Here is a 25200-nt window from a genome sequence, read left to right on the forward strand (position 1 = left end):
TTAAAAACGCAGAATGAAAGCACTGTTTTTAGGAGGGGTTTTGATGACTTACACGTTAGCAACTAGAATGAAAGCATTCCAATCTTCTATATTTAGTGAATTAGGAGCCTATAAAAAAGAAAAAATTGCAGCAGGTCATAACATGATTGATTTGAGCATCGGAAATCCTGATATGCCGCCCGCTGATTTTGTAAGAGAAACAATGGTACATACAGCGAGTGAAAAAGAGAGCTATGGGTATACATTATCAGGTATTCAAGAATTTCACGAAGCTGTAACTGAATATTACAACAACACTCATAACGTTTTATTAAATGCGGATAAAGAAGTTTTATTATTAATGGGTTCACAAGACGGGCTCGTTCATTTACCTATGGTTTATGCAAATCCAGGTGATATTATATTAGTTCCTGATCCAGGATATACAGCTTATGAAACAGGTATTCAAATGGCTGGTGCAACATCTTACTACATGCCTTTAAAGAAAGAGAATGATTTCTTACCAGACTTAGAAGTCATCCCTGAAGAAATTGCCGATCAAGCGAAGATGATGATTTTAAACTTCCCAGGGAATCCCGTTCCAGCAATGGCTCATGAAGATTTCTTTAAAGAAGTAATCGCATTCGCGAAAAAGCATAATATTATCGTTGTCCATGATTTTGCTTATGCTGAATTTTATTTCGATGGTAATAAGCCAATTAGCTTTCTCTCTGTACCTGGTGCTAAAGAAGTTGGTGTAGAAATCAATTCTTTGTCAAAAAGTTATAGTTTAGCAGGTAGCCGTATTGGATATATGATTGGAAACGAAGAAATTGTTCGTGCACTTACTCAATTTAAATCTAATACCGATTACGGTGTATTTTTACCAATTCAAAAAGCGGCATCTGTAGCACTAAGAAATGGCGCTGCATTTTGTGAGAAAAACCGCGATATTTATCAAGAACGGAGAGATACTTTAGTCGATGGATTCCGAACATTTGGCTGGAATGTCGATAAGCCAGCTGGTAGTATGTTTGTCTGGGCTGAAATTCCACAAGGATGGACTTCTCTAGACTTCGCTTATGCATTAATGGATCGTGCGAATGTCGTTGTTACACCTGGTCATGCATTTGGACCTCATGGAGAAGGCTTCGTACGTATTGCACTCGTTCAAGATAAAGAAGTGTTGCAACAAGTTGTTGAAAATATTAGAAATAGCGGCATTTTCGTCCTTGAAAAAGTAGATGAATTAGTTAAAAATTAGTTCCCACTCCCCTGCTTAACTTTAGCAGGGGTATTATTAATTGGAGGTACTTTCATATGCATATTAAAGACACGCTTCCCCATCGTTATCCATTTTTAATGATTGATAAAGTAACAAATGTAAAACAAGGTGAATCCGTTACAGGATATAAACTCATTACAAATAACGAATGGTTTATAAATGATAGTCAAAAACATATGCCTCATATGTTAATTGTAGAATCACTTGCCCAGCTTAGTGCATTTGTACATACAAGTGATTCTGAAGGACTAGGATTTCTCTCCTCTTTAGATGGAGTTGAATTCCACGGAAAAGCATATCCCGGTGATAAACTTGATTTACATTATGAGCTAACGCGCAATCGCCGAGGTTTTATTCTTGGTAAAGGTATTGCAACTGTAAACGACCAGCCTATTGTAACTATAGAAAAACTATTAATATATCAAGCAGATTAAAGTGTTCCTTATATCAGTTGGAAATATCTATTCTCAACCAATTAAGTAAATAGGAAAACATATTACGTAGTTAGGAGCAGGAAAATGGAACGTACTATCGGTATCGATGCTGGAGGCACATTAACGAAAATAGCTTATTTTAACGAAAAAAAGCTATTAACTTTTGAAAAATTTTATTCACATGAACAACATAAAATAATAGATTGGATTAAAAACAACAATGGCATAAAACAAATATGTATTACGGGTGGTAAATCGAAACTATTACAGCATCTGCTTACAGGTTCATATAAAATAATAGAGCTAAACGAATTTGAATCTACTCTTGCAGGTGTCCAATACATATTAAAAGAAGAAAAACACACTATAAACAATTTTATTTTAACCAATATCGGTACAGGTACTTCTATCCATTATGTTTATAATGAACAATATATTCGCGCTGGTGGAACCGGAGTTGGCGGTGGGACTATTATGGGACTTTCAAAATTGTTAACAAATATAGATCATTTTGAAGATGTAATTCCTCTAACAAAAGTAGGATCTAGAAAAGAACTAGATATTACGGTTGGAGATATTTATGGTGGTATTCTCTCACCTATTGATAATAGCTTAACTGCTAGCAATTTTGGTAAAGCCGCTATTTCAGAATCGAAATATAATAGCTCAGACATACTTGCTACTATACAAGGACTTGTCGGTGAAGTCGTTACTGCATTAAGCCTTCAATTCGCTGAAACAAAAAACATTAAACATATTATTTATATTGGTTCGACTTTATGTAATAACGTACAACTTCAACATATTATAAGTAGCTACACCGAATATCAAAATAAAACACCAATCTTTTTACAAGATGGTGGTAATAGCGGTGCAATTGGTGCATTACTTCATGCTACGAAATAAAAAGCTGACTTTTGTCAGCTTTTTAAAAATGGCACTTCAAATTCAATAATTGATTCCCCGTTCTCTTCAATTCGCTCCACGCTTATTCTATCAATCACACAATTTAACTTCCCATGAAAACTAGGAATCTCCTTCACTACTTCAGCAGCTAATTTGGCACTTTCTTTTCTTCCGACTGTTACATGCGGGATGTACGGAATGTCTTCTTTCAAAAATTGTAATAAAGGTCCTGTATACAGCCTATCATGTAGTTCTTCTATTTGTTTTCTTCCTCTATCAACTTCTAAAAACAAATAGTTTCCTACGCTAGTGATACGATTTGCAAACTCAATTTCAATTTTGCCTCCCCCTTTTGATACATTAAAAATATGAGATTTTAATTCATCATTTGAAATATTACTCTTAAACGGGAATACGATTGTTATATGCGGTGGAATTAATCCAAATAAAGGATCATGTTTATGTCTAATGTTCTCTATTTTATCGATGGACATGTTGTTTAGAAAAAGTAAAATTGTACGCATTTTTATCCCCTCAACTTTTCCTCATTATAATATGTATCATATTCTATGACAGCCTGCCCTTCAACAACTTGTTTTGCTTACCTATAAAAATAAAAAAACTTCTCAAATGAGAAGTTTTCATATAGCATGATTATTATTTTCCCGCCAAACTTTCCTAAACTTTATATAACAAGCAATTCTCCATGGAATAATATACGAGACAGCAACAACGTAAAATAATAAACCAATCGTTTGTTGATCTAAATCAACGATAAATTGTCTTGAACCATATCTTAAAACGACAAGTGCAATAAAAGTAATTAAAAAAGCTGCACTTTTTTTCGTATAAATATTCCCATCATCTCTTCGCTCATAATTTGTTAGTGCTATAAGTGGTACAGAGAAAAGAATCCCAATAAATGCTGCTATAGCCACTTGTAGTACAGCTGGATGTACGGGACCTAAAAACCATACAATACCTGGTGTTAAAAATAGTAATGGCCATAAAATACGTTTTCCCGATCCCTTTATTGGCTTATACATGGAGCGATAACGACGCCAAAATATTAGTAGTGCAATGCATAAAAAAACGGTTATTAATGAAGAAGTATCTCCCATTCACTCTTCCTTCTCCCCTAAAATAATTGTATTTAAATTGTATCTTCAAACGAAACCTTACGAATAAATAGAGCGCTAATTACAATATATATGCAAATAAGAACTATCGAAACTAATATGAAATTAGGTATTTCTAGTAACATTTTACTATTAATAAACACCAACTCTTTTATACCTATCCCTGCATACATTGTACTCGCCAATCCGAATAAAACTATTATACTAAAGGCCAATCCGAACCAATTAAATCTTTTCTGAACAATAGTTGTTGATTGGAATAAACAAGCTAATGTACTATAAAATATGAATTGTACAAAGAATTGTTCAATTGCAGATGCTCCTAAATTTACATGTTCTGTTTTATAAAATGTATCCTGTAAAAACAAAGCTTGAAGACATGAAAACAATGCTGATTGCAATAAATTAAAACATATTGAACCAATCAAAAATTGCAACCTAGTGACACCAAACGAGACGACTGTAGGAAAAATATCAAGTTGAATAAGAAACACGCTTATCACAATAAACATTACGATTACAATTGATGAATTATTGAAAATATCATGTAAAAATGCTACCTTTATTCCCTTTAAATCAGTTGCAGTCATTGTCCCTTTTATAAGTAATGCCACAGTCCAAAAGATAAGAATGGCTTTATACTGATATTTTATATGTAACTTCAACTGCTTCATTAACATCGTCATTTTATTTCACCACCAGTTATATGAATAAATAGTTTTTGTAATGTAATTCTATCAATTGATAACCCTTCTTTTTCAAGAGAGTAATAATCTTCATTAGAAAGTTCTTCCCATATAACAGAAATCCTCTTATTTCCATAAACTTCTCGATTTATTACTTTTTTATTGATTGAAAACTCATCCACTTTATCTTTTTTTCCTGAAATAATATGACCTTGTCGTAATAAATCTTCCACTGATGATTGAACAACAAGTGCACCTTCTTTTATGATGATTACATCTTCAATAACATGAGTTACTTCTTCTACTAAATGTGTTGATAATATAATTGTTCGTGGATGCTCACCGTAATCTTCTAGTAGTAGACTATAAAATAATTCACGGTGTGCTGCGTCTAAACCTGTAGTTGGTTCATCAAAAATAGTAATAGGTGCTCTACTTGCTAATCCTTGAATGATTCCGACAACAGTTTGCATTCCGTGTGATAATTTATGATATTTTTCTTTCAAATTAAGTTGAAATTTCCTAGCAAGTTCTTCAGCAAACTTTTGATCCCAGTTTTTATAAAACATGTTACATAAATTAAAAATCTCTTTAACTTTATTATTTAGATATGCAGCTTCTTTCACTTTAACAAAACAAATATTTTGCATCGCTTTACTATTCTCAAAAACATGTTCACCAAATATTGATATGCTTCCACTACTTGAAGTAATTTGACCTGCAAGTAAATTTAATAGTGTCGTTTTCCCTGCTCCGTTCCTTCCAAGCAAACCATATATTTTATGCTCTTCCAATGAAATCGTTACTTCATTTACAGCTATTTTCTTTTTATATTTTTTCGTTACATCTTTCGTTTCAAGTGCAATCATCCCTCTTTCCCCTCCTTCGTAATCTTTTGAATCATATCCATCAATTCATTTTTTGATATTTCTAGTACTTTCGCTTCTTCCCACACTTTAGGTAAATATTCAGTCATAAAAGTATTTTGTCTTTTTTTTAGTACGACTTCTTTCGCTCCCTTTGCAACAAACATTCCGATCCCTCTCTTTTTATATAAAATCCCCTCATCTACTAATACATTCACCCCTTTAGCTGCAGTAGCCGGATTTATTTGTAACATCTTCGCAAATTGATTTGTCGATGGAACTTGTTCTTCTTCAAGCAATATGTCTTTTAAAATATCAGATTCAATCGTTTCTGCAATTTGTAAGTATATTAATTTATTTTGCTCCAGAGTAGGTTTCACACTTTCACCACCTTAGGTTCATAGGTTCATTACTTATGTAATTAACCATATCACATAAAATGTTTTTTTCCATAAATTTCTTTTACAAAAAAAGAGAATCATTCGTTTAAGAATGACTCTCTTTCTAAAATTTCGAAGTTTCAACTCTTGTTCTCAAATTCTTTTCATTTATACCATTTTGACAAAAGTTAAATTGTTGTCCCTTTATTGACTTTGTACGATCTACTATTTGCCCTAAATGATAACTTGTATGCTCCACTAAATGTAATAAACTATGAAGATCAATATGCCTTTTTTCTTCCCATACTTGTATATATACTTTTCCCCACTCATCAAATATTTCTTCAACAGTTTTTAACAAAGTTTCGGAGCTTAAATGTTTTATTGGAAAATATTCTTCAATTCCATTTTCAAAAACTATATTGGGACCCTTATAACGCCTTGTATTTCTCTGTAAATGTTCACAAATATGTAGTACGATTCCACCAATTGAATTAACAGCGGTCTCTTGTTTCCACAAATCTTCTTCACTAACGAGCCTAATTGCCTGTACTAACTTAGGTAAATAATGATCCTGCATTCTATGATAAGAAATTTTGTATACTAACTCCATCTTCTCCCCTCCATTATTTCAACTGGCTCACTGGATATTTAGCAAATAAAGATTTCCGAAAATCTTTATCTTCCACAAGCATTTTAATTTTTTCTTCATTGCCGTTAAAGAACTTTATAACTTTATTTTTATCCCATATATCTTTTTCTTTTGGAAAATCATCGAATATTCTATGCAAAATTGATAACATTTCTTCCCTCGTTATCTTAAAGTTTTTATTCTCTACCTGAAACTCATAAATTTTTGCATTTGGCACTAAAATCACTAAATATATAGCATTAAAGAAAAAATTCTTCTTCATCGTATCCTTCTCATCAAACCAATACGTCTCAATCATTTCTTCTGTAAGAGCCCCACTTTCTTTTGCGCCATAGTTCACTTTTATATTTTCATTTTCTAAACTTATACTTTGAACTGTTCCACCACCGGGTAAATGATTAACAATTGCAACCACATCTGAATTATTACCAACGTATGTCCCAGTATATTTCTTAAAATCATCTGACCTAATATCATATATATCTTTTATTCTTTCTCCATTAGAACAAGCCGCAATGAATAAAAAAATTGTTAGCATAACGATCATGTTATGATGCATATATTTCATTTAGCATCCCCCATTTTTATCGATATTTCGTTAATTACAATATTTACTTTCAAATCCCTTTTAAATATACGCATTTTAATCAAAATTAAAAATTTTCATTTTTTATGTTTACAATTATCCATTAATTGTATATACTTACTAACGTAAGAAAAAAATTCTAAAAGGAGGTCGAAGGAAATGATGAAATTACAATTACATGCATTAACTTTAGCGTTAACTGCACCTGTGTTTTCTGGACAATTAAATATGAATTCGACCACCCTAATGGAGAATTGAAAATCGTACTTTATTTCATTTAATTCATAAATTCGCCACAGGAGGCCGTATACTTTCCTGTGGCTTTTTCACGCCCAGCCATAGGAGAACTGTATCTTCCTGTGGTTTTTTTGCGCGATTTTTTAGTCTCTTACATTATTTTTCTAAGAAAGGAGCAACATTCAATGACTATTAGCGTATTGTTTTTAAGTATTACGATTCAAAGAAATATAATTTCCAAAGATGAAATTCTTCATAATGAGCAAATTGAAAAAGCTATGAATGATGTTAAGGAGCGCCAAGCACTTTACTGTGATCACCTGTAATTCCTTTTCGAAAGGAGGAATTCATTTATGACTTTTCATATTTTCTTTTTTACGACTGTACTTCAAAAAAATAATTTATCTGAAAATGAAATCAATCGTAAACAACAGTTAAAACAACTGACTGATAAAATAACTGACATTAAAAGTTCATACTACACTCAAATGTATTAAAAATATATTTTAAAGGGGTAATATATTCATGAAATTTAAAGCATTCTTTTTAACAATCACTATTCAAAAACGTAAGCTCTCACAGAAAGAGATTTTACGTGAACAACACATTCAAAACATTATGGACGAAGTAAAAGAGCTTCAATCTTCTTATTACACTCGTCTTTTCTAAACCACTTATAAAGGGGTAATTATCCTATGAAATTTAAAGTATTCTTTTTAACCATTACCATTCAAAAAAATAAATTTTCCGAGTCTGAAATGCTTCATGAGCGACAAATTAATCAGGCTATGGATTCTGTAAAAGAAAGACAAAGTCATTACTGTAGTCACCTGTAATTTCTTATTACACTCGTTTTTTCTAAATCACTTATAAAGGGGCAATTATTTTATGAAATTTAAAGTATTCTTTTTAACCATTACCATTCAAAAAAATAAATTTTCTGAGTCTGAAATGCTTCATGAACGACAAATTAATCAGGCTATGGATTCTGTAAAAGAAAGACAAAGTCATTACTGTAGTCATCTGTAATTCCAATTCGAAAGGAGGAATTCACATATGAAGTTTCACCTATTCTTTTTAACGATTACGATTCAAAAAGAAACAATATCTCAAAATGAATTAAAACAAGAAAGACAATATAAACAAGTTATTGATGAAATTCGAGATCGTAGAAGCAAATACTACACTCACCTTTAATCGTTTAACTATATAGAATTGAAAGGAGTCGATTATGATGATGATAGCACGCTGTAAGGAAATGATTTGGATAGTTCAGAGGGATTCCACATAGTTTTATAGAGCTTATATCACACAAGTTCATCGCTGAATTTGATGTATAAAAAATATATAATAAAATCAAATCAACCCGCTTTTAATTATTTTTTTATAAACAAAAGATACACCACTTAAAAAGAGGTGTATCTTTCTCAGGTTTTACTATTTCCGATTACTTCTCTTCGTTTTAAACAATCTCACTAAGTTTGAAACAACTGTTTTTGTTACTGCATAAACTGGTACTGCTAAAATCATTCCGATGATTCCAGCAAAGTTACCTATCCCTAAAATTAGGATAATAATTGTTAATGGGTGGATGTTTAATTTCGAGCTCATAATACGTGGTGAAATAATATTACTTTCAAACTGTTGTACAATTGTTACGATAATAATTACGTATAAGGCTTGCATCGGAGATACGAACAGTCCTACAATAACAGCTGGTGCTGCTCCGATAAATGGACCTAAGTTAGGAATGATGTTTGTAAATGCTGCAATAATTCCTAAAACGAAAGCGTACGGTAAATCGATAATTAAATAACCGATAAAAGTAAACGCACCTACAAATATACAAACGAGCGCTTGCCCTTGAATATATGCAGATAATGTTTCGTTCGTTTCCTTAATGATACGAAGCCCCTCTTCACGGTAAGACTCTGGTAATAAACTTACCGCTTTCCCTGGAAAGGCATGTCCATCTTTAAACATGTAAAATAAAATGAACGGTACAGTAAATACAACTAATGCAACGTTCGTGATAATACCAAATAAAGCCGTTGCACTCGACGTAATTGTATTTGGTATATCTTTTAAGTATTCAATCGCATTTTTTTCAATTGTTTCAATGGAAACGTAGTTTTGTGTAGATAACCATTCAAACAACCTATGATGTGATAATTCTTGTATGTATACTTTTCCTTCTTTTATGTAGCCTGGCATATTTTTTACTAAGTCCATTAGCTGTTGTGAAATCGTAGGAACAACTACTCCAACGCCAACTGCAGTTAATGTTATGATAAAAAGATATAACAGCAATATCGCTAAATTTCTAGGTACTTTTTTATTCTCCAAAAAGATTAATACAGGATTAAATATGAAGTATAAAAAAAGCGCGATTAAGATTGGGAAAAATAATGTTGATATGAAGATACCAATCGGTTGAAATAAAAATGATATTTTTGTGCAAATAAATATGATTCCTACAACCATTAGCACTTCTAATGTCCAAAAGTGCACTTTTGATTTCAAAAAAATGGCCTCCTTTAAACTAGCACTTCTCTTCATTGTACCAAAATAAGTATGAATTTCACATAATATTTTCCTTTACAATATTCCAAAATACCAATAAATACACTACAATGAGATTACATACAAATTTGCAGGTAAAGGTGATAAAAATGACACAATGCATCATTTGCAGAAAAGATACGAAAGAACTTAGTGAACAATATGTCATTCCAGAAATATTATGTGGATATTATTTCACAAACTCAATTTGTGATACTTGTCATGAACAAATGACAACAAATATTGATCGTCCTTTAATTAGGCATAAATTGAGTCAATTTAAGATTGAACAAATGAAAAGACAAATTGATTCCCCACTCTATACGAATGAGCACGGTGAGGAACTTGCAGCTGCTGAGACTGATGTTGTCGAAGTAAGCGACGAAATTCTTTATTCTAATGCATTAATTATGAAACTATGTAAAAAGCACGATATTTCCTTACATAATGAAATTTGGAAAGAGGAACGTGTAACGAAAGTAGCCAGTTCTATTCAACGTGAATTGCTATTGGATAACCGTAAATATAAAATGAGTATATTAAAAATGGCTTATACATTCGCTGTACAAACAGTTGATGGCTACTTTGAAGATCAAGATGCGATTGATATCTCTACCATTCTCTCAAATGCAGATTTCGTGGAACTAAAAGAAAAAAGCATTGTACGTGATTTAAGCAAAAGTTCTTTATGGAATACGCTAAATACAAGTAGTGAAAATCATTACTTTATTTTACTTAGCGATAAAGACGGTCTGTTTTGCTTTATTCGTTTGTTTGACATTTTTGATGTTGTCGTTCATTTATCAGAAAAAAGATTTGACCTTCCATCACCCATTGTCGGTGTAAATAATGTGAATACGCAGAAATTTTATGTCCAAAGTTTAAAACAGTATATGGATGGGCTGTTTAAAGAAAAAGCACCTACTATATAACAGGAACCAGAACGTACGGTCTCCTTTCTTGATGAAAAGACACTGTGTTATAATGAGTATGAAAAGAACAATACAATCACATAAACCAATTATAAATTGTATATAAATAAAAAAGACTAGTGTGCGGCTACACACTAGTCCACGTAACTTAGCAGATTGGATTGTTCATTTATCCTATTTGTTTCTTACAAACAAAACAACCCACATTCTATAAGCATAGGTGGGTTGTTATTTTTTGAGCTTGTCTATTAAAACGACGACGAACGTTAACAATGCAACGAGAAACAGTCCACCTTGCAGTAGCAACGCTATTTCACTCACGTATTATCACCCCCCTCCTACTCGGAGAAGTGATAATTGAACAACCAACCGCACCTTAAGTTACCCTTTAATTTTACCATATTTTCTAATAATTTACGATGAAAACCCGCAAGCGAATAACTTGCGGGTTTTTTATCCCGTGTTAACAGGCAGTAAACAAAATGGAGCAATAAATAAGTGAAACTTTATTTCTCACTATTTTTTTAATGCATATGCATCAGCAATCATTTCACCAACAATTTTATTTTCTTCTTTCTTCTCGTCTTTCAATAATGGGAATAACAATTCTGCCACTTCATACGCTTCTTCTAAATGCGGATATCCTGATAAAACAAACGTATCAATTCCTAACGATTCATATTCTTTTATCCTTTCTGCTACTGTATGCGGATTGCCTACAAGTGCAGTACCTGCCCCACCTCTTACAAGTCCGATTCCAGCCCATAAATTAGGGCTTATCTCTAACGACTCTCTCGTACCTTTATTTAAATGGGTCATCCGTTTTTGACCAACCGAATCATATCTTGCAAATGTCTTTTGAGCAAGCTCAATTGTTTCATTATCCACATATTGAATTAAACGTTCTGCCTCTTCCCATGCTTCTTCTTCTGTTTCTCTTACAATTACGTGTAATCTAATGCCAAATCGCACTGTACGCCCCTTCTCTTCTGCAAGTTTTCTTACTTCTTCTATTTTCTCTTTCACTTGCTCTGGCGGCTCTCCCCACGTTAAATATACATCACTATGTTCAGCTGCTACTTCTTTTCCAGCAGCTGACGATCCTCCGAAATATATAGGAGGATATGGTATTTGAACTGGTGGGAATACAACTTTACTATCTGTAACTTTAATATGTTTTCCTTCTAAAGAGATCGTTTCACCTTGCAATGTCGATTTCCAAACTTTTAAAAATTCATCCGCTGCTTCATATCTTTCATCATGATCAAGATATAATCCATCTCCTTGTAGTTCAACTGGATCTCCTCCAGCTACTACATTAATAAGCAGCCTCCCATGTGAAATTCTATCAAATGTAGATGCCATCCTCGCTGCAACTGTAGGGGACATTAGTCCTGGTCTCACTGCTACTAAAAATTTTAGTTTTTCTGTTTCAGCAGCAAGAGCTGAAGCTAACACCCAAGGGTCTTCACATCCTTGACCAGTTGGAAGTAAAACACCCGTATATCCTAAATAATCAGCTGCCGCAGCAACTTGCTTATAATAACCATATTCAGCTGCTCTTCCTCGTTTTGTCGTTCCTAAATATCGACCATCTCCATAAGCCGGAATAAACCATAATAATTCCATACCTTTACACACCCCTTATTTATTTTGAATCGTATACTAACACATTCTATATAAATTACCCCTAATAATTTATATGTTAATTCCCTGTCTCACCTTTAAAGTTATCTCGCCATCTTAAAAACTTCACTTCTAGTAAACGTACTAGAGAGTCAGAAAACTTCCCAACAAATGCAAATATAATTATGCCGACAAATACGATATCTGTATTTGAAAATTGTCTTGCATCCATAATCATATAGCCAATACCTTCTGTAGACCCCATAAGTTCTGCTACTACTAAACTCACCCACGCAACACCTAACGATAACCTTGCTCCTAGTAAAAGGTTAGGCAATGCAGCTGGTAAAATTAGTTTCGTGATTAATTTTCTTTTACTAAACTCTAACACTCTCGCAACATCAAATAACTTTGAATCCACACCTCTAATACCTAAAAATGCGTTTACGTATAAAGGAAAAAATGCACCATCTGCAATTAATAACACTTTTGATGTTTCACCAAAACCGAACCATAATACGAAAAGCGGCGCAACAGCTAAATGAGGTACAGTTCTTAACATTTGCACAGATGGGTCTAAATATTGCTCACTTCTCGTTGAAAATCCAACAATCGTTCCTAAAATGATTCCTAAGCCCCCACCAATAAAGAAACCAGCCGCAACCCTGAATACACTAATACTTAAATGGCCGAATAACTCTCCTGTTTTAATAAGCTCTTGGAAAGCTAGAAAAATATCTAATGGTGTTGGTAAAACTGTTTTAGAAACAAGACCGAATACGCCAGCCAACTGCCAAATTATTAATATAATAACCGGTATAGTAATCGCCCTTACTAAAACTTTTACATTTAACTTTCGTACCTTCTTTATGCCATTTTTCTTAATCGTTATACTCGCTGGTTTCATAACAGCTTTCGTATTTTCCACTTTACAAAACCTCTTTTCACTTCGCTTTCAATGCTTTTTCTACGAAAGAATTATCTACAACTTTTTCCGTCTTAATTTCTTTCTTTATAGAACCGAGCTTATATTGAAAATCCGCAGTCTTTTGTTGTTCTGCTATTATTTCCTTAGTTACCGGAACTAAAATTGGTTTGTCGTGATTAAACACTTCTTTTACAATCTCTGCATCTATCTTTTTTACAGAAGTGTATACTTTTATTGCTTCATCTAAGTTAGCATCTTGCCATACACGTGCTTTCTCATAAACTTTGAGGAATTTCTCAACTAATTCTGGATGTTCTTTCGCAAATTTTGTCCTCGTAATTAAAAATTCTGGTGAAGAGACATTTAATGTTTCACCGTCTGCAATCACCTTCGCACCTTTATTTAACGTATGTAATGATATGAAAGGGTCCCAAATCGCCCATGCATCTACTGATCCTGATTCGAATGCAGGCTGCGCTTCATCTGGTTGTAATTGAATGACATTTACATCTTTTGCATCAATACCTTCTTTATCAAGTGCTCGATATAATAAATTAAAGGCACTACTTCCTTTTGCTACTGCAATTTTTTTACCTTTTAAATCTTTTACACTCGCAATCTTACTATCTTTTTGAACGAGAATTCCAGTTCCTTTTCTCGCATAACTTGTATTGGCGATTTCGGTAAATCCAATACCTGCTGCTTGCGCTGAAATGACTGGAGAATTCCCTACTTCACCAAAGTCTAGCCGGTTTGATGCGATTGCTTCAAAATAAGGAGGTCCACTTTGGAACTCTGTCCATTTCACTTTAACTCCTTCTTTTTTAAACTCCTCTTCAAACCATCCCTTTTTCTTTGCTAGTAATAGCGGGCTTAATCCTTGTTGTATACCAATTTGTATTGTTACATCTTCTTTCTTACTACTTGCTGTACTTTTTTCACATCCTAACAAACATACTGATATAGCTAAAGCAAAAGAAAGAATTTTTAATTTTTTATACATATAAAATCACCCTTTTCCTATATACTTGTTTGAATCAACCCTCCATATTCAAACTGCTGTAATACTTTCGTTCGAAGTTGTTGGAACGATTGAGAAGTTTTATTTCGCGGATAAGGCAAATTATTTTCAATCACTTTATGTATTTTCCCTGGTTTTGCACTCATAATGATGATTCGGTTTGAAAGATATATCGCTTCGTCTATATCATGTGTAACGAATATCATTGTTGTTTTCTTCTGCTCCCAAATATTTAGCAATACTTCTTGTAAATGACTTCGAGTAAAAGCATCCAGCGCTCCAAAAGGTTCATCAAGTAATAATACATTTGGATCTCTTAATAACGCTCTCGCTATCGCAACACGTTGTGACATCCCGCCTGAAATTTCTTTCGGATACGATTTTTCAAAGCCATCTAACCGAACGATTTCAACCCATTCTCTTACCTTATCTCTCACATACTTATCTTTTAACGATAAATCTGCCGCTATATTTTCTTCAACTGTTAACCATGGAAAAAGCCTATGTTCTTGAAAAATAAAACCTTGTTTCTTGCTCGTTTTTAAGATAGGCTCCCCGTCAATAACAACTTCCCCTTCAAAATCATTATCTAGACCGGCAACAATTTTTAGTAATGTACTTTTTCCGCACCCACTCGGACCAATTACTGTAACAAAATCCCCTTTCTCTAATTGAAAATTAATATTCTCTAATACTTGAACAGTACCAGTTTGTTTCAAAAAATATTTTGATACCCCATCAATTGAAACAGTCATTTCTTCTCCTCCTTAAAATGATTCATATAAATGAACAGATTCAGTATTTGTGCAATAAAAAAACCAAAGGCATTTTATCAACAGATAAAATGCCTTTGGTTTCTCCAATCAGCAATACGTTATGGAATTAAGTACATATTATACAAATATTTCCGATAAGTCAACTAGGTTTTATCAAAACATACATATGATTCGTTTGAATATTTTTACTGTTGTTTATTTGAACGATATCATTTACTTACTATTTTTTCTGATTTTTAATCCACTGTAACCAATAAGAAAACTCACACGCTAAATGCATTTGATGGGATTTAATAACTAAGCGACGAAATTTCTACAAAAAAAAGAGTAATTTCAAGAAATATGCTACTAACCTTAGATTTATTAAAAAAGTTAGATCATATAACTTGAGACTACTCATTCCCATTCAAAATATTTATGTAATTAAATTTTATTTCCTCTGCACCCTGGCTGTCTCCAAAACTATTGGTGGCAGCTCTTTTTGAATGATTTCTTTTAATCCATAAAGAGCTTTCCTCACATAACCACCTTCGAAATTCCCTAATGGTTCTGGTAATTCATCTTCATCCAATATGAAGTATTCTCCATTTGGAAGTACCATAATATCGATGATTAAATCTTCAAAGGAAACCACTTCATCTTTTATTTGTGTGTTTTTTACAATATTAAAATAGGAACCTAAATACTTTCCTTTTATATCTCTCCATACGTATAAATTGTACGGACGATCTTTCCAGTAATATGCGATTGTATAACTTCCTTTTGGGATTGTTAACTTAGTATCATTTGCAGTCATTGTAAATGAATACTGCACCTCGTGAAATAAAACGATACTTTGTGATTGCTTTTCAAGTAATAAGCAATTGTGATCTACTATTGTTGAGTTATACCGGATTTTTCTTTCTATAATTTCAATTTTCGATGTAAGTAACTTATTCATTATTTTGTTTCCCCTTATGCTAGTTCTATCCTCAATTATATCCATTTATGTAGTGATAAAGAAGTGTATAGTTTTTTATATAATGATTTATAAAAGTATATAATAAAAACTCCTTCTTATTTAGAAAGAGTTTTTCACTATCCATGTTTCATATTTTTTCACTTCTAACGGAAGCTCATTTGTTTTTATGTAACTAACAGCACTATTACTCATGTTTTAACTTTTCCTTAACCGCATCATAAAATTTTCGTTCTTCATCAACATTTAAGTAAACACGACTTACTGTTTTAGAAAAGCCGTATAACAACTGCGCTTTCACTGGCTCTTTTAATGTTATTTCAAAAGTAGCAGGTTCTTTTATGAACTCCATAACAGTTGCATCCAATACCTGTTTCCTTTCTTTTGCCGTTAGCAATTCACCCTTGTAGAACGCAATATTATCAATTTGTGTAAATGGCATAACAATTTTCTTTCCTAATCCGATTTGAATGACTACTTGTTCTTCTGTTACGACAAGGGGATTTTTGCGCATCGCTTGTATTTCAGCTATAAAATAAATCATCGCGTATACATTTAAAATAAGTAAAATCCATGCTATTACTGGATTCCACTGATGTAGTAAATAATGAAAACCAATGCTTTCAATTATTGTTGCATGAATAATCATGATATACACACCTATAGCACCAGTCTTTTTATGATATGAGTATACAGATTTACCTGTTGGTACTTTTTCACGCCACGATAAAAACGCATAATAGATTAACTTACACTCTGTTAGAATGACATCTACTAACTTACTTCTTTTCATAGTAGCGTCAAACGCTGCATCAATTGCATAAGAAAAGGAATAATTTTCTCTTCTATATTCTTTATATTTTTTTATTATTTTAGGAAGCACTCTAACAATTTTATAGAGAAGGAATAATTCTAGACCTACAAATGCAATTTCAGCCGCAACAATAATATAAGAGATGAATGAAAAAGCTTGTAAATAGTCACTTGGAATAATAAATCTCGCAAAAATATAACCAGCTATTACAACAGGAACTATATACGTTAACGAGTATCTTTTTCGAATAATGAAGAAATACGTGATGATTGGAATGACAAACATGCAATCTAATAATGACCCAAGCACAACTTCTTTCGGCGCAACTGGTACAATTGGAAGGGCATACAATAAATAGTTTGGTAGCATAATTAAAAAGACGAGTCCAATCCAAACACCTTTTCGCCTTCGTGATAGTGTAACCTCCATACGTTCACTCCTTTATTTAAAAACCTCATTTAAATGGTCTTTATAAAATGAAATGGCACGTTCAAATTCTTTTACTTCCTCTACTTTCACGACAGTTTCAAGTAATAATTTCATCGCTGATTCGTGATCGTTTACGTTATATTTTGCTAATGATAAAAATACTTTCATCGGAGCGTTCTCTGGGAATTTTTTCACCCCAGCTTCTAATACTGTAATTGCCTTTTCATATTCCCCTATACAACGATATGTACTTCCTAAACCAATATAAGCACCGCAAAGCGATTCGCCATCAAGTCCATTTGCGATTGCCTGCTCATAATACGGAACTGCTTCTGTTTCTAGCCCCATTACATCATGTATCCACGCACACTGATACAGTACTTCTGCATCCTTTGTAAAGTTTGTTAATCCTATAAGCATCTCTTTAGACTGCGCATATTTCTTTTCGTTTCTAAGTTTAATAGCTTGCTTTAATAAATGTTCCATAGAATCCACTCCTCACCAATTATTCTGTGTATAGCTCTTGATTGGTATACGCTTCACATTCGTGTAAAAGTAAAATTCCCACCAATTAAAGTTTCGCTTACTTATTACTATGCGGATTCATTCTCATCTAAAAACTTAATTTTAAAAAGCAGTGACACGATTACATAATAACTCTAAGCTTTTGACAATTTCTTTCGCTGTTTCATCTTTCCCATTACACAACTTCCCTTTACCATCCTGTCCAATTACATAATGCACAGCTCCGCGCGAATATAAAGAATGTGGTGAATTCGCAATCATTACATTCACCCTTGCTTCTTTCATTCTATTTTTTGCTCTTTCAAACAGTTCTTCTTCATTTAAATCACTTTCAAGTTTAAAACCAACAAGTACTGTTTCTGGGTCCCATTCTTTTATTTGTTTTAATACTTTTGGAGCCTTTTGAAAGTGAATAATCGGTGCTATATCACTTGAAATTTTTCCGTTCATATTAAGAACATTACCATCTTGATCACAAATTTTCTCCACAATCCAATCTGATCCAGCCGCTGCCATAATGACTGCATCAATCTTTTCATGTGATATGATACTTTTCATTTTATCTTGTAAATCAACGATTCCTTCAAATGGATGTAATTCTAACCCTCTATGTACATTACTCGGTTTCTCCGCAAAATAACCGTGTAAATATATAACATGTGCCCCTTTAGCTAGAAGTTCTTCTGCGATTATCCTTCCGATTGTACCTTTGGCCATATTCGTATGCCCGCGTACTTGATCCCATTTTTCTAGACAACCACCGCTCGTAATTAATACCTTTTTCCCCTTCATTGTAACCATCCCTTACTAATTTTTCTTACGAAACCATTCTGTTCCAAAGTCAACTATATCACGCTGTTTCATTAGACGACACGTTGCATTCCCTATCTTCCCATTTTTTACAGTTCCTTTTCGCTCAAACTCCACACCAATTTCTACAAACTTCTCAGATTCGTAATCCATTTCAAAAAACTCTTTCCACACTCTTTCACCGTTTTCTATAATAGGTGCTCCTACTTGTATTAACTCACATGCACCAGAACGCACCTCGGATAAATGAACAGACGTATTGGAATCATATCCAACACCAATTAATAATACGTACCCGTCTAAATCATATATTTTTCTTAATGGAGATTCTTCTCCAAAGCTCATTGATAACGAATGGTTCATTGTTATTTCTACTGCATGTTTTCCCCATGCAGCAAAACTTCCTAACGGATGATTACTACGTACTACATTCGGATATGTACGAAAACATTCAACTATTTCACCCATTCCCCTTGTTGGGGTTATACGTGAATCAAATGCTGGGACGTTATCTCGGATAATTTGCCACCAGTCTTCCGGTACAGGTGGTCTTGACCAATGTTTCGGATCGGACAAATCCGAAGATTGCGTTGGCATTATTATCGTTCCTTCTTCCGTAACAACTTTCATTAATGCTTCTACTACAGCAACCGCACCACCAGATATCCACCCGATAGAACTTAGTGATGAATGAACGATAATTGTCATTCCTTTTTCGACTCCTAATGCTTTTAAATCTTTTGTTATTGTTTCGATTGTATTTGGAAATTGTGTACTTGCTACTATTTCATTCATTTTCATATTGGTTCCCCCACTAGCTACGTAAATTTAAACTTTTATATAAATATATTATCATATTTTTCTTAATTTTTAACTTAATCATTTTTCACATCTATAAAAAATAGTAATATTATTACACAAAAAAATATTTAAATTATAATATTCAGATTTAAAACACAAAAAGAAAGTGAAGATTTTACATCCAACCATAAAAAGCTGTTTTATACATAGACGAAAGAGCTCATCACAAATGATGAGCTCTTTGTTTACTTTATCCTTCAATTGTAACCCCAGTAAACATTGATAAGTTTCCCGTTATTTTCTCACCTACACGTAAAAATAAGCCTGCTGCTCTTCCGCTTATACAGTGAGAGCCAATTAATAGTTTACCAGTATATGGACCATCCCATGTGTCAATGGTATAGTCAGGCATTTCTATGTATTGCTGGTATATCTTCCTTTGTTCAAAGTAATACTCTGTTTTATCTTCAGCTAATAATTCATCATTTTCGTATATAGATACTCCGCCACCTTCACGACCAAATACAGGTTTGGAAACGTATGATTCATGTCTTTCTAGAAATCGCTTATTTGAAAAATATGTTGGTAGAAAGTATTTATAAATAATGTCTTGCTCTTCTTCTGTAAAGAAAACACTTTCTTCATAAAGCTTCCAAATTAGTGCGAGTACACTTTTGTTTTGCATAACAAATGCGGCTGGCGGATTAATAATTTTCACTCTTTCTTGCGCAATATGATCTAAAAATTGTAAACCAATCCTTTTTCCATTCTTATCAACGTCCGTTACTAAATACTCTATTGGATACAGTCTATATAAATATTTTATTTTTTCTCCACTCGGCGTATATATACCATCTTCCGCAACGACAATGTCTTGTATTCCTACATAGTCCGTTGACTGATTTAAGCAATACGTTCTTAAAAACTGAACCGTTTGACTATCTTCATCGTGCCAATCATAACTAGTAAAATATATCGTCTCTTCAGGGCCTATATGATAGTCATGTTTAATTTGTTCCCATGCCTGCACAATATGCTCTTCTATATGGTTTGGGTGATTTACATCATGATAACGGCATAACACTTCATTTGCGACAGACGGTTCTAAATAGCCTGTTGGCGTATCACAATTTACTTCTATTAATTTTATATCGTCACCATTTACGATAAAATCAAACCTTGTAAAATATGAAAATAAACCATTATGTTTCATTCTCGCCATTTCCCACGCTTCAGCTGGGAATCCAAGTTTTTGAAAATCTTCTGTCGTATTTACAATATATTGATACGTTCTATATAACACATACATGATTTCTTCTGTCGCTTTTGAGATAGCAGTATAAGTTTTTGCTGGCATGCGATACATCCCTGTTGCCATATATTGATTCCATTCTTCATTCTCTAACAGACTAGGCCAAGTGAAACCATTCCTACTAGCCTCTTCTGCAAGTGAAAACCATACTTTCATATACTCTTCTTGCTCTCGTTCTGTATACATTACTCCATTACCCTTTCGTTTTAGGATCCTGCTGGCGCTTTTGCGTTTCCAATTCCACTTGAACCAGAGTTTACTTTCGGTGTTTGCGTAGTAGATGATTTTGGCGTATTTGTATCTGGTGTTACTTTATTGGATGGATTTGGCTGCTGTTTATTTAAATCTACTTTATTGGAAGTATTATTGTTACCGTTAGAACCACCAGTATAACCACCGCTACTACCGCCACCTGTTCTACGCTCATCTTTTTCACGATATGGAATAACATTATTTGCATACGGTTTCTTCATTAAATTTGGTTTTGCTGTATAATTCATATTTGAAGTTCTACTCGCTAATAAATATCCTGCTACAAATGGAAGTATCGGTAAATGAGAGTTTTCATGATAAGATGAAAATGACGGATTATTTTCCTTGCATAACTCATCTTTCTCTACATTTTCATTGGTTGGGGCTTTATCATCACAATTTAATGTTTCTTGTTCATTTCTTTGTTTTGCACCATCTGTTTTAACAGCTGTACTTTCTTGCTGAGCAGTTTCTTCTTCATAATCACCACAACCTGTTAATAAAAAAGATGACACCCCTATTGAAGTAGCTATTTTTATAAACTTACTTTTATCCATTCTCACTTGTTATACACCCATCTTCTTTTATCTATATTTTTCCAGATACCTATATTATATAATGAAATTATTATTTTTTTCAAACTATATTCAATATGTACAATTGTATATTTTCATGCTATTTTTCCAAGTAACAATGAAATCTTTCTATCCCTGGATATTTTTCTCCTAAACTTTTAACTTGAAAACCAATTCTTTTATAAAATTCTACCGCCCCATCGTCTGTCTCTGCTTCTATATAAGTCAATTGATATATCCTTACCACTTCTTTAATCATTTGCAGTGCAATTCCTTTTTGACGATAATCTGGAGCCACTGCTATATGACATACTCGTGCTTTAGTTGCTCCGATTACTTCAATACCTAGACAAGCTTTTTCTTCATATTTGTACAAAGTCCCTTTATTACTTTGATAAAATAATACTGCTTTCTTTAAGCTTATTTCATTTGGACCGACGGCATATTGTAGCACATTTAATATTGAATCTTTTTCAATTTGTTCAACGCGATGTAAATTCATATTTTCATCCCTTTCTATGAAAAAAAGACTAACTCTTAATAAAAAGAGCTAATCTCATTACGCCGTTATTTTTTCTTCTTTTTTTACAACGACAGCCACATAACTATGAAGTATCATTCCAATAATAACGAGACTCATACCAATCCAAGATAATGATGACGGAATTGGTGCAGATAACCAGATCAGCTCTCCTACTAGCGCAAATAAAACTTCACCAGACTGCGTCGCTTCCACTGTTGCTAATTTTTGCGGATCATCTTTCACAAGATCTGTTGCAAAGAAAAATAATACTGTCGCGATTAACCCAGAGCTAACTGCTACAATAAAACATTGAAAAACTTGGCTACTTGACGGTAATCCGCCTGTTGATACTTCGTAACCAGATAATAAAAACCAAAATGGTAAACTTGCTAATGTCATACCGAGTACTCGCTGAAATACATCTAATTCCCCTTTACAAACTTGCATCATTTTTCTATTTCCAAGAGGATACGCAAATGCTGCAATAAGTACAGGAACTACACATAAAACGGTTTCACGAATACCTAATGAAGAAGCATGTTCTGCTTGCATGAGAACAACACCGAATAAAATAATGCCCGACATAACTAATTCCTTCATCGGAAGTTTTTTATGTAGTGGATCCACCGCAAAAAATGGTGTTAACAAAATCCCTGCAACGATTGTAATTTGCCATGTTGATGCAACAAGCCAACCTGGTCCGAACGCTCCAGCAAAACTAAGCGGTGCATAAAAGAGACCAAATCCAACGATACTCCACACTAACCATTCTTTCGGATTGTTTTTCATATATTGAAAGAGTTGCTTTAAGTTCCCTCTATACATAACAATAAGTAATAGCATTGGAACCATAAAATAATACCGTAATGATGCACTCCAAATCCAGCTTCCACCTTCTAAGTCCATTGCCCGGTTTAAAACAAAGGTAAAGGCAAAGAAAAATGATGCCAGTATCCCTATAACAATTGCTTTCATTGTAAAACCCCTTGTATTTAATTTTTTATCTCTATGACATATATTTTAGTATACGCGATGAAAAATCTACATACAAACTTACATTTCACTTTGGGATGATGAAGGAATTGTAGTAGATTTACATGGGAATAAAGTGCATTGGTATGAAATCGAGGCCATTACATATCAAAATTTTCAAGGGTCAAAATCTACTTTAATCTCGACCCGCTATAAAAGATGGCTACCAACTATTGCACATTCAATTTACTGGTTTTCTATTGAGAAACCAAAAGATTATCATAAAAATTTAATGATAGCTTGGGAAGAAAAGCGAACGAATAAAAACAAACGCCTCCTTTAATTATTATTTAGGGGCGTTCGTTCATTCAAAAATTAAAGAATATGTAGTTTATATTCTCTGTATAATTTCCTCAAACGACTGATATGAGCTTGATGATACCGATTATGATCTGCTATATGCCATATTCCCCATCTTATTGTCGCAGTTTCGCCTTTTTCATACAAAACTTCCTCTCTTAAAAGAACAACACCATATGTTCATCATCATTATACACACCATTCATTTTTATAGCCCTTTTTTCAATTCCGTATGTTTTAAATCCCATTGATTCATATAATCGTTTGGCTGGTTCGTTCGTTGAAACAACCCCTAAATTCAATTGCTCTAGCTTCATCTCTTTTGCCCTTTCAATTGCTTTACGTATTAAATCACGTGCAAGACCACTTCTTCGATTTTCAGTATCTACATACATTGCAACGATATGTCCTTTATGCTTATATGCGTCTTTTTCTTCTGTTAATAAAGTAACAACCCCAACTAAACGATTTTCATTATTAAAAGCACCAAATGTAAAACTACTATTGGATGAAAGATTACTAGCAACTCGTTCAAGAGGATTTTCTTGACGTACTGCTTCTTCATAAGTCGTTATAAATGCTTCTGGATTTACTTGTAATGCTTGTAAACGTAACTCCCAATATTGTTTTGCATCCGCTTTTGTAAGTAATCGAATCATTTTATCTTCCCCTTTTTAATTTACATAATATTTTTATAGGCTACTTTTTTGATTCATACTCTTCTTTTAATATACTGTAACGATTGCGATGAATGAACTTCCCCTGTCTCAATCGATCATTTCTCATTAACCCTTCGCATACAAATCCGGCACTTTCATAACTCTTTTTAGCTTTTGTATTATCTTCATCTACACGTAACCAAATTTTCTCCAATTCAAACTGAGAAAAACCTATTTGTAACATGCTGTTTAGAGCTGCCATTCCAAATCCTTTACCCCAATAGTCTTTATTTCCAATCGCAATTCCTAGTTCAGCATTTTTATTTGTTTTATCAAAATTTTTAAGGTCTACCCATCCAATATGTATACCTGCCTCAGTAACGATTGCCCTTTGTTCATAACCATTTTTTCGGCTTATACAAGCTTCAATCCAGTTTCTCGTATCTCCACGAGTGAACGGAGGATATTGATCTGGTACGACTAAATGCTTTGTTACATCTCTATCTAATGACCATTGATAGCGATCTTCTACATCATCTAGTGTCAATTCTCTTAATTGAACATATGGTACATTCATTTTTCTCTCCCGTTTTATAAAAATGATCAAAAGCGGCTACAAATTTGTTTGCATATTGCTCATCATATCTTCTTAGCACTCTAATAAACCATTTTGAACTCCCAAGCCACTTACCATTTACTCTTAATACATATTCATGTACTAAATCCGCTAATAAATTAGCGATAAACAATTCTTCTTCTCTTTTTGTTGCACCAATAAAGTCATCTAAAGTATCCGTAATAAAATATCGCTTCTGCTTAATCGTTTTTTCGGTCCATTTAGCTGGTCCTTTATGTAGTAAATCATTCGCTTCTTTTTTTAATTTCTCAACAATTTCCTTTTCCCCTTTTAATGCAATCCCTTCCGAAACTAATTGTGGTAACGACGGTCTCCCTCGATCACAATCCATTTTGAAAAAGGTTTTATATGTTTCAAAATTATGAACAAACACCTCAACAGGCCATCCATTACTATAGAAAGATTCCCTATAGCAAGAAGTTAAACTTTGGTCAACTATTACAATATCAAGGTCAGATGTTTTCGTCGCTTCTCCTCGTGTAACGCTTCCGCCGAGTAAAGCTACATCACAATTAGAAAATTGTAATGTAATTATGTTTTGTGCTGCGTCAATTGCTTTCATAACCGATCCTCTTTTC

35 protein-coding genes and 1 pseudogene are annotated in these 25200 nt (G+C 33.2%); 10 read left to right on the forward strand and 26 right to left on the reverse strand.

What is annotated here, in order from left to right:
- Positions 1 to 43: 43 nt before the first annotated feature.
- From DN407_RS14125 to coaW, 3 genes are all read left to right on the forward strand, one after another.
- Positions 44 to 1243 carry an LL-diaminopimelate aminotransferase gene (locus DN407_RS14125; RefSeq protein ID WP_000222700.1) on the forward strand — a complete coding sequence of 400 codons (1200 nt, stop codon included), beginning with the start codon at positions 44 to 46 and terminating at the stop codon, positions 1241 to 1243.
- Between the two features lie 56 nt (positions 1244 to 1299).
- Positions 1300 to 1698, forward strand: coding sequence for a 3-hydroxyacyl-ACP dehydratase FabZ family protein (locus DN407_RS14130; protein ID WP_000547659.1), 399 nt, complete (start codon positions 1300 to 1302; stop codon positions 1696 to 1698).
- An 84-nt stretch (positions 1699 to 1782) separates the two neighbouring features.
- Entirely contained in the window at positions 1783 to 2604 is an 822-nt protein-coding gene (gene coaW / locus DN407_RS14135) for a type II pantothenate kinase (protein ID WP_000442493.1), read from the forward strand.
- A 14-nt stretch (positions 2605 to 2618) separates the two neighbouring features.
- On the opposite strand, the gene DN407_RS14140 is transcribed toward coaW, so the two are convergent.
- From DN407_RS14140 to DN407_RS14170, 7 genes are all read right to left on the reverse strand, one after another.
- On the reverse strand, positions 2619 to 3128 hold the full coding sequence (locus DN407_RS14140) for a 2'-5' RNA ligase family protein (RefSeq protein WP_044584563.1): 510 nt from the start codon (positions 3126 to 3128) through the stop codon (positions 2619 to 2621).
- A gap of 117 nt (positions 3129 to 3245) precedes the next feature.
- A complete protein-coding gene (locus tag DN407_RS14145; RefSeq protein ID WP_000502975.1) occupies positions 3246 to 3725 on the reverse strand; it encodes a CcdC family protein in 480 nt (159 codons plus the stop codon).
- Positions 3726 to 3757: 32 nt separating this feature from the next.
- A complete protein-coding gene (locus tag DN407_RS14150; protein ID WP_000178179.1) occupies positions 3758 to 4429 on the reverse strand; it encodes a DUF4052 family protein in 672 nt (223 codons plus the stop codon).
- The gene (locus tag DN407_RS14155; RefSeq protein ID WP_000560916.1) at positions 4426 to 5298 is read right to left on the reverse strand and encodes an ATP-binding cassette domain-containing protein; all 873 of its coding nucleotides are present in this window, start codon (positions 5296 to 5298) and stop codon (positions 4426 to 4428) included. The genes DN407_RS14150 and DN407_RS14155 overlap by 4 nt, the downstream gene beginning before the upstream one ends.
- Positions 5295 to 5675, reverse strand: coding sequence for a GntR family transcriptional regulator (locus DN407_RS14160; RefSeq protein ID WP_000805199.1), 381 nt, complete (start codon positions 5673 to 5675; stop codon positions 5295 to 5297). Before DN407_RS14160 ends, DN407_RS14155 begins: the two co-directional genes overlap by 4 nt.
- A 124-nt stretch (positions 5676 to 5799) precedes the next feature.
- The gene (locus DN407_RS14165; RefSeq protein WP_048567574.1) at positions 5800 to 6288 is read right to left on the reverse strand and encodes a hypothetical protein; all 489 of its coding nucleotides are present in this window, start codon (positions 6286 to 6288) and stop codon (positions 5800 to 5802) included.
- Positions 6289 to 6301: 13 nt separating this feature from the next.
- The gene (locus DN407_RS14170; protein WP_000876535.1) at positions 6302 to 6895 is read right to left on the reverse strand and encodes a DUF4825 domain-containing protein; all 594 of its coding nucleotides are present in this window, start codon (positions 6893 to 6895) and stop codon (positions 6302 to 6304) included.
- Between the two features lie 440 nt (positions 6896 to 7335).
- On the opposite strand from DN407_RS14170, the gene DN407_RS14175 reads away from it, so the two are divergent.
- Genes DN407_RS14175 through DN407_RS14200 form a run of 6 tightly spaced genes read left to right on the forward strand, consistent with a single transcriptional unit; the run spans position 7336 to position 8347 of the window.
- The gene (locus tag DN407_RS14175; RefSeq protein ID WP_000156176.1) at positions 7336 to 7476 is read left to right on the forward strand and encodes a YrzI family small protein; all 141 of its coding nucleotides are present in this window, start codon (positions 7336 to 7338) and stop codon (positions 7474 to 7476) included.
- 27 nt (positions 7477 to 7503) lie between these two features.
- A complete protein-coding gene (locus DN407_RS14180; RefSeq protein ID WP_000142715.1) occupies positions 7504 to 7647 on the forward strand; it encodes a YrzI family small protein in 144 nt (47 codons plus the stop codon).
- Between the two features lie 28 nt (positions 7648 to 7675).
- Positions 7676 to 7819 carry a YrzI family small protein gene (locus tag DN407_RS14185; RefSeq protein WP_000668961.1) on the forward strand — a complete coding sequence of 48 codons (144 nt, stop codon included), beginning with the start codon at positions 7676 to 7678 and terminating at the stop codon, positions 7817 to 7819.
- Positions 7820 to 7845: 26 nt separating this feature from the next.
- A complete protein-coding gene (locus DN407_RS14190) occupies positions 7846 to 7986 on the forward strand; it encodes a YrzI family small protein (RefSeq protein ID WP_000669805.1) in 141 nt (46 codons plus the stop codon).
- Positions 7987 to 8038: 52 nt separating this feature from the next.
- Positions 8039 to 8179, forward strand: a complete 141-nt coding sequence (locus DN407_RS14195; protein ID WP_000669805.1) for a YrzI family small protein — start codon at positions 8039 to 8041, stop codon at positions 8177 to 8179.
- A gap of 27 nt (positions 8180 to 8206) precedes the next feature.
- Positions 8207 to 8347, forward strand: a complete 141-nt coding sequence (locus DN407_RS14200) for a YrzI family small protein (RefSeq protein WP_000668497.1) — start codon at positions 8207 to 8209, stop codon at positions 8345 to 8347.
- A gap of 240 nt (positions 8348 to 8587) precedes the next feature.
- On the opposite strand, the gene DN407_RS14205 is transcribed toward DN407_RS14200, so the two are convergent.
- On the reverse strand, positions 8588 to 9673 hold the full coding sequence (locus tag DN407_RS14205) for an AI-2E family transporter (protein ID WP_149216391.1): 1086 nt from the start codon (positions 9671 to 9673) through the stop codon (positions 8588 to 8590).
- Positions 9674 to 9822: 149 nt separating this feature from the next.
- On the opposite strand from DN407_RS14205, the gene DN407_RS14210 reads away from it, so the two are divergent.
- Positions 9823 to 10644: an HNH endonuclease gene (locus tag DN407_RS14210; protein ID WP_000189710.1), complete on the forward strand. Its 822-nt coding sequence runs from the start codon at positions 9823 to 9825 to the stop codon at positions 10642 to 10644.
- Positions 10645 to 10872: 228 nt separating this feature from the next.
- Here the strand turns inward: DN407_RS14210 and DN407_RS32145 are convergent, their stop codons facing one another.
- The 18 genes and pseudogenes from DN407_RS32145 to DN407_RS14300 all read right to left on the reverse strand — a co-directional run bounded on the left by DN407_RS32145 (position 10873) and on the right by DN407_RS14300 (position 25184).
- The gene (locus DN407_RS32145; protein ID WP_001289320.1) at positions 10873 to 10965 is read right to left on the reverse strand and encodes a putative holin-like toxin; all 93 of its coding nucleotides are present in this window, start codon (positions 10963 to 10965) and stop codon (positions 10873 to 10875) included.
- Between the two features lie 195 nt (positions 10966 to 11160).
- A complete protein-coding gene (ssuD, locus tag DN407_RS14215) occupies positions 11161 to 12273 on the reverse strand; it encodes an FMNH2-dependent alkanesulfonate monooxygenase (RefSeq protein WP_000422258.1) in 1113 nt (370 codons plus the stop codon).
- Between the two features lie 76 nt (positions 12274 to 12349).
- A complete protein-coding gene (locus DN407_RS14220) occupies positions 12350 to 13198 on the reverse strand; it encodes an ABC transporter permease (protein WP_149216392.1) in 849 nt (282 codons plus the stop codon).
- 16 nt (positions 13199 to 13214) lie between these two features.
- Positions 13215 to 14201 carry an aliphatic sulfonate ABC transporter substrate-binding protein gene (locus DN407_RS14225; protein ID WP_000277087.1) on the reverse strand — a complete coding sequence of 329 codons (987 nt, stop codon included), beginning with the start codon at positions 14199 to 14201 and terminating at the stop codon, positions 13215 to 13217.
- 17 nt (positions 14202 to 14218) lie between these two features.
- On the reverse strand, positions 14219 to 14974 hold the full coding sequence (locus tag DN407_RS14230) for an ABC transporter ATP-binding protein (RefSeq protein WP_149216393.1): 756 nt from the start codon (positions 14972 to 14974) through the stop codon (positions 14219 to 14221).
- A gap of 451 nt (positions 14975 to 15425) precedes the next feature.
- Positions 15426 to 15935 (reverse strand): ribonuclease FAU-1 family protein, encoded by a 510-nt coding sequence (locus DN407_RS14235; protein WP_001037878.1) that lies wholly within the window; start codon positions 15933 to 15935, stop codon positions 15426 to 15428.
- A 205-nt stretch (positions 15936 to 16140) separates the two neighbouring features.
- Positions 16141 to 17196, reverse strand: a complete 1056-nt coding sequence (locus DN407_RS14240; RefSeq protein ID WP_000454145.1) for a hypothetical protein — start codon at positions 17194 to 17196, stop codon at positions 16141 to 16143.
- A 12-nt stretch (positions 17197 to 17208) separates the two neighbouring features.
- The gene (locus DN407_RS14245; protein ID WP_000400636.1) at positions 17209 to 17682 is read right to left on the reverse strand and encodes a tetratricopeptide repeat protein; all 474 of its coding nucleotides are present in this window, start codon (positions 17680 to 17682) and stop codon (positions 17209 to 17211) included.
- A gap of 141 nt (positions 17683 to 17823) precedes the next feature.
- The gene (locus tag DN407_RS14250; RefSeq protein ID WP_149216394.1) at positions 17824 to 18513 is read right to left on the reverse strand and encodes a phosphopantothenoylcysteine decarboxylase domain-containing protein; all 690 of its coding nucleotides are present in this window, start codon (positions 18511 to 18513) and stop codon (positions 17824 to 17826) included.
- Positions 18514 to 18528: 15 nt separating this feature from the next.
- Entirely contained in the window at positions 18529 to 19332 is an 804-nt protein-coding gene (locus tag DN407_RS14255) for an AAC(3) family N-acetyltransferase (protein WP_000783344.1), read from the reverse strand.
- Between the two features lie 250 nt (positions 19333 to 19582).
- On the reverse strand, positions 19583 to 20830 hold the full coding sequence (locus DN407_RS14260) for a glutathionylspermidine synthase family protein (RefSeq protein ID WP_000287883.1): 1248 nt from the start codon (positions 20828 to 20830) through the stop codon (positions 19583 to 19585).
- 20 nt (positions 20831 to 20850) lie between these two features.
- Positions 20851 to 21459 carry a hypothetical protein gene (locus DN407_RS14265; RefSeq protein WP_001242170.1) on the reverse strand — a complete coding sequence of 203 codons (609 nt, stop codon included), beginning with the start codon at positions 21457 to 21459 and terminating at the stop codon, positions 20851 to 20853.
- Positions 21460 to 21571: 112 nt separating this feature from the next.
- Positions 21572 to 21973: a GNAT family N-acetyltransferase gene (locus DN407_RS14270; protein ID WP_149216395.1), complete on the reverse strand. Its 402-nt coding sequence runs from the start codon at positions 21971 to 21973 to the stop codon at positions 21572 to 21574.
- Positions 21974 to 22030: 57 nt separating this feature from the next.
- Positions 22031 to 22969, reverse strand: a complete 939-nt coding sequence (locus tag DN407_RS14275) for a DMT family transporter (RefSeq protein WP_000644587.1) — start codon at positions 22967 to 22969, stop codon at positions 22031 to 22033.
- Positions 22970 to 23341: 372 nt separating this feature from the next.
- Positions 23342 to 23488 (reverse strand): annotated as a pseudogene (locus DN407_RS14285) (DinB family protein); the annotation flags it as partial.
- Positions 23485 to 23985: a GNAT family N-acetyltransferase gene (locus DN407_RS14290; RefSeq protein WP_000620316.1), complete on the reverse strand. Its 501-nt coding sequence runs from the start codon at positions 23983 to 23985 to the stop codon at positions 23485 to 23487. The pseudogene DN407_RS14285 and the gene DN407_RS14290, both read right to left, overlap by 4 nt.
- Positions 23986 to 24025: 40 nt before the next feature.
- A complete protein-coding gene (locus tag DN407_RS14295; RefSeq protein WP_001102495.1) occupies positions 24026 to 24562 on the reverse strand; it encodes a GNAT family N-acetyltransferase in 537 nt (178 codons plus the stop codon).
- Positions 24519 to 25184: a nucleotidyltransferase domain-containing protein gene (locus tag DN407_RS14300; RefSeq protein WP_149216396.1), complete on the reverse strand. Its 666-nt coding sequence runs from the start codon at positions 25182 to 25184 to the stop codon at positions 24519 to 24521. Before DN407_RS14300 ends, DN407_RS14295 begins: the two co-directional genes overlap by 44 nt.
- Between the last annotated feature and the right edge of the window lie 16 nt (positions 25185 to 25200).

The sequence above is a fragment of the Bacillus sp. JAS24-2 genome, assembly GCF_008274905.1.
Classification (GTDB): domain Bacteria; phylum Bacillota; class Bacilli; order Bacillales; family Bacillaceae_G; genus Bacillus_A; species Bacillus_A cereus.

Excerpts from the sequence above, each read along its gene's own strand:
- DN407_RS14195 (WP_000669805.1), top strand. The coding sequence starts at position 8,039 with ATGAAATTTAAAGTATTCTTTTTAACCATTACCATTCAAAAAAATAAA.
- ssuD (WP_000422258.1), bottom strand. The coding sequence starts at position 12,273 with ATGGAATTATTATGGTTTATTCCGGCTTATGGAGATGGTCGATATTTA.
- DN407_RS14125 (WP_000222700.1), top strand. The coding sequence starts at position 44 with ATGACTTACACGTTAGCAACTAGAATGAAAGCATTCCAATCTTCTATA.
- DN407_RS14150 (WP_000178179.1), bottom strand. The coding sequence starts at position 4,429 with ATGACGATGTTAATGAAGCAGTTGAAGTTACATATAAAATATCAGTAT.
- DN407_RS14155 (WP_000560916.1), bottom strand. The coding sequence starts at position 5,298 with ATGATTGCACTTGAAACGAAAGATGTAACGAAAAAATATAAAAAGAAA.
- DN407_RS14180 (WP_000142715.1), top strand. The coding sequence starts at position 7,504 with ATGACTTTTCATATTTTCTTTTTTACGACTGTACTTCAAAAAAATAAT.
- DN407_RS14170 (WP_000876535.1), bottom strand. The coding sequence starts at position 6,895 with ATGAAATATATGCATCATAACATGATCGTTATGCTAACAATTTTTTTA.
- DN407_RS14145 (WP_000502975.1), bottom strand. The coding sequence starts at position 3,725 with ATGGGAGATACTTCTTCATTAATAACCGTTTTTTTATGCATTGCACTA.
- DN407_RS14200 (WP_000668497.1), top strand. The coding sequence starts at position 8,207 with ATGAAGTTTCACCTATTCTTTTTAACGATTACGATTCAAAAAGAAACA.
- DN407_RS14225 (WP_000277087.1), bottom strand. The coding sequence starts at position 14,201 with ATGTATAAAAAATTAAAAATTCTTTCTTTTGCTTTAGCTATATCAGTA.
- DN407_RS14230 (WP_149216393.1), bottom strand. The coding sequence starts at position 14,974 with ATGACTGTTTCAATTGATGGGGTATCAAAATATTTTTTGAAACAAACT.
- DN407_RS14250 (WP_149216394.1), bottom strand. The coding sequence starts at position 18,513 with ATGAAGGGGAAAAAGGTATTAATTACGAGCGGTGGTTGTCTAGAAAAA.
- DN407_RS14245 (WP_000400636.1), bottom strand. The coding sequence starts at position 17,682 with ATGGAACATTTATTAAAGCAAGCTATTAAACTTAGAAACGAAAAGAAA.
- DN407_RS14270 (WP_149216395.1), bottom strand. The coding sequence starts at position 21,973 with ATGAATTTACATCGCGTTGAACAAATTGAAAAAGATTCAATATTAAAT.
- DN407_RS14275 (WP_000644587.1), bottom strand. The coding sequence starts at position 22,969 with ATGAAAGCAATTGTTATAGGGATACTGGCATCATTTTTCTTTGCCTTT.
- DN407_RS14290 (WP_000620316.1), bottom strand. The coding sequence starts at position 23,985 with ATGATTCGATTACTTACAAAAGCGGATGCAAAACAATATTGGGAGTTA.
- DN407_RS14240 (WP_000454145.1), bottom strand. The coding sequence starts at position 17,196 with ATGGAGGTTACACTATCACGAAGGCGAAAAGGTGTTTGGATTGGACTC.
- DN407_RS14175 (WP_000156176.1), top strand. The coding sequence starts at position 7,336 with ATGACTATTAGCGTATTGTTTTTAAGTATTACGATTCAAAGAAATATA.
- DN407_RS14130 (WP_000547659.1), top strand. The coding sequence starts at position 1,300 with ATGCATATTAAAGACACGCTTCCCCATCGTTATCCATTTTTAATGATT.
- DN407_RS14140 (WP_044584563.1), bottom strand. The coding sequence starts at position 3,128 with ATGCGTACAATTTTACTTTTTCTAAACAACATGTCCATCGATAAAATA.
- DN407_RS14255 (WP_000783344.1), bottom strand. The coding sequence starts at position 19,332 with ATGAAAATGAATGAAATAGTAGCAAGTACACAATTTCCAAATACAATC.
- coaW (WP_000442493.1), top strand. The coding sequence starts at position 1,783 with ATGGAACGTACTATCGGTATCGATGCTGGAGGCACATTAACGAAAATA.
- DN407_RS14185 (WP_000668961.1), top strand. The coding sequence starts at position 7,676 with ATGAAATTTAAAGCATTCTTTTTAACAATCACTATTCAAAAACGTAAG.
- DN407_RS14300 (WP_149216396.1), bottom strand. The coding sequence starts at position 25,184 with ATGAAAGCAATTGACGCAGCACAAAACATAATTACATTACAATTTTCT.
- DN407_RS14235 (WP_001037878.1), bottom strand. The coding sequence starts at position 15,935 with ATGAATAAGTTACTTACATCGAAAATTGAAATTATAGAAAGAAAAATC.
- DN407_RS14190 (WP_000669805.1), top strand. The coding sequence starts at position 7,846 with ATGAAATTTAAAGTATTCTTTTTAACCATTACCATTCAAAAAAATAAA.
- DN407_RS14165 (WP_048567574.1), bottom strand. The coding sequence starts at position 6,288 with ATGGAGTTAGTATACAAAATTTCTTATCATAGAATGCAGGATCATTAT.
- DN407_RS14260 (WP_000287883.1), bottom strand. The coding sequence starts at position 20,830 with ATGTATACAGAACGAGAGCAAGAAGAGTATATGAAAGTATGGTTTTCA.
- DN407_RS14210 (WP_000189710.1), top strand. The coding sequence starts at position 9,823 with ATGACACAATGCATCATTTGCAGAAAAGATACGAAAGAACTTAGTGAA.
- DN407_RS14295 (WP_001102495.1), bottom strand. The coding sequence starts at position 24,562 with ATGAATGTACCATATGTTCAATTAAGAGAATTGACACTAGATGATGTA.